Below are 2,337 nucleotides of genomic sequence, written 5' to 3' on the forward strand. Positions count from 1 at the left end.
TCTTTTTTGCTGCTGTCCTTATGTTGTTGAGCAGGTAGTTTGCAGGGCAGTTGTAGTGTCTTGGCTACCCAGGGGTGATGGGTATGGCTTTTGCTGCTGTGCCGGACGGTTGTCACGGCTTCGAAGGATTGGCCGCCTGTTGCTTCGACGATGGCCCGACCGCTGATTGAGAGACGCGACAAGAAGATGATCGCTGGATAAGGACACGACGGCGAGGTTATCTGCTGGGCTTCATATTCGAACGATGAAGGGAGAGCGCTTTGTCGCAACTGTGGGCCGGGATAGACGCCGGCAAAACCCATCACCACTGCGTGGTCATTGACGCTGAGGGAGCCCGTTTGTTCTCTCAGAGGGTGGCCAATGACGAGACAGATCTGCTGGATTTGATGGGAAGCGTCGCGGCGCTTGATAGTGGGGGAGAGGTGGTTTGGGCGTGGATCTGAACCACGGTGGGGCTGCACTGCTGATCGCACTGCTTGTAGCCCATGACCAGCACGTGCTCTACATTCCAGGACGCACGGTACATCACGCTTCTAGGACTTACCGTGGGGACGGCAAGACCGATGCGAAGGATGCCGCGGTGATCGCTGACCAGGCCCGGATGCGTCGGGATCTGCAACCGGTTCGTACCGGGGATGACATCAGCGTGGATCTGCGGATCCTTACCGCCCGCCGCACGGACAAGGCCTGCGACCGCACTCGCGCGATCAACCGCTTGCGTGCACAGTTGTTGGAATACTTTCCCGCCCTCGAACAGGCCTTTGACTACAGCAGATCCAAGGCCGGGCTGTTGCTGCTCACGAGATACCAGACCCCCGATGCGCTGCGTCGGCTCGGACAGAAACGCCTTCACGCCTGGCTTAGTAGCCAGGGCGCCCGCAGCAGCGCCGATGTGTCAGAAAGGGCCGTAACGGCCGCGAAATCCCAGTACACCACCGTTGCCGCCCAGCGGATCGGTGCGCCGATGGTCGCCGAGCTCGCGCAGGAAGTCCTGGATATTCAGAACCAGATCGACGCCTTGGACACGCTGATAGCCGAGCGCTTCCGCGAACACCACCAGGCAGAGATCATGCTCAGCATGCCAGGCTTCGGACCCCTGCTCGGAGCGGAATTCCTTGGCGCTATAGGCGGTGATCTGTCCGTTTTCGAAAGCGTCGACCGGCTTGCCGGAGTCGCGGGTCTCGCGCCGGCGCCGAAAGATTCCGGTCGGATACGGGGCAACCACCACAGACCGAGGCGATATGACCGGCGTCTTCTTCGGGCCTGTTACATGGCGGCTATGTCGAGTCTGCGAAGTTCGACCGCGTCCAGGACTTACTACGACCGCAAACGTGCAGAAGGCAAGACTCACGTTCAGTCCGTGCTTTCCCTGGCCAGACGCCGGCTCAACGTCCTGTGGGCTATGCTCCGCGATGGAACCGCCTACGAGCCGCCAGGAAACCCCAGTCCGTCGCCCGCCTAGGAAACGCCGTCGCGGCCATGACAGAAACGTTTGGGGCGTTTCCCGGATCAGGAAGGTCCTCGCTGTCGCTCGGGCAGTAGAAGCATTGTCTTTCATTTTTTTGCTGCTGTCCGTTGGATTCTACGTGCCCGCTCCGGCTGTTCAACCGGCCTGTGGCCGGCGGCGCGGGCGTGACTCGCCTCGGCGCTCCTACGTCGCTTATTTCCTCACCAACTCCCGACCGCTTGCCCTAACAGGTTGGCACCGCCTCCGTCGGACACAGCTCCGCAAGCTCCGCCAGCAGGCAAAAAACATGGTGGGGAAGAGGGAACGGGTGCTGGTCACTGAACGTTTCCCGCCCTGTGAACTAGAGGAGCGACCGCATGAGCGTTGGAATAATGACCCGTACGAACACCACCGATACCGACGAAACCGTCACCGTCCCCGGACTTCCCGCCGATGATCGGATGGGGGATGGGTATGACTGGATGGAAACCCTCGAAGATTCCGGCTGGTCAGCCCTGCCGAACTGGGGATCTGAGGGATGGGATGCCGGAGCCTGGCCGCTGATCGTCTTCGCCGTGGCCCGCGCCCGCGACGATTCCGAGGAACTTTTCGGTTACGGAACCTACGTTGAGGGCGACACGCACGAGCACTGGTTCCGCAGTCAGGCCGCGTGCTTCGAAGCGCTCACGTCCGAAGTGTTCTTCCACTGGCTGATGGGACAGTCCGACGGCCCTAAGGTCCTGCCCGCAACGGCAGGCGAACTGCCGGACGCAGACCGCAGGCCATACCTGGGCTGGACGGGCTAGAGGCCCTCCGGTGTCCTGGCCCCGAGCGGGCCAGGACACCGGAGAAGCAACCCAAATAATTCGTTGACAACATCATTGAGATTC

The 2,337-nt window shown here is 61.2% G+C and carries 2 protein-coding genes and 1 pseudogene; 2 read left to right on the forward strand and 1 reads right to left on the reverse strand.

Features of this window, described 5'->3' with window-relative positions; genetic code table 11:
• Nucleotides 1–302 (reverse strand): hypothetical protein (locus tag DDA93_RS16550; protein ID WP_207771375.1); only part of this gene is annotated, 302 nt, incomplete at its 3' end.
• On the opposite strand from DDA93_RS16550, the pseudogene DDA93_RS15985 reads away from it, so the two are divergent.
• Both DDA93_RS15985 and DDA93_RS15990 read left to right on the forward strand, forming a co-directional pair.
• Nucleotides 261–1,462, forward strand: a pseudogene (locus DDA93_RS15985) (IS110 family transposase). The gene DDA93_RS16550 and the pseudogene DDA93_RS15985 sit on opposite strands and share 42 nt — an antisense overlap.
• Before the next feature lie 362 nt (nt 1,463–1,824).
• Nucleotides 1,825–2,253: a hypothetical protein gene (locus tag DDA93_RS15990; protein WP_024477293.1), complete on the forward strand. Its 429-nt coding sequence runs from the start codon at nt 1,825–1,827 to the stop codon at nt 2,251–2,253.
• The last annotated feature ends 84 nt before the right edge of the window (nt 2,254–2,337 follow it).

The organism is Arthrobacter sp. Bz4 (assembly GCF_003075455.1).
In the GTDB taxonomy this organism is placed as follows: Bacteria; Actinomycetota; Actinomycetes; order Actinomycetales; family Micrococcaceae; genus Arthrobacter_D.

Excerpts from the sequence above, each read along its gene's own strand:
- DDA93_RS15990 (WP_024477293.1), top strand. The coding sequence starts at position 1,825 with ATGAGCGTTGGAATAATGACCCGTACGAACACCACCGATACCGACGAA.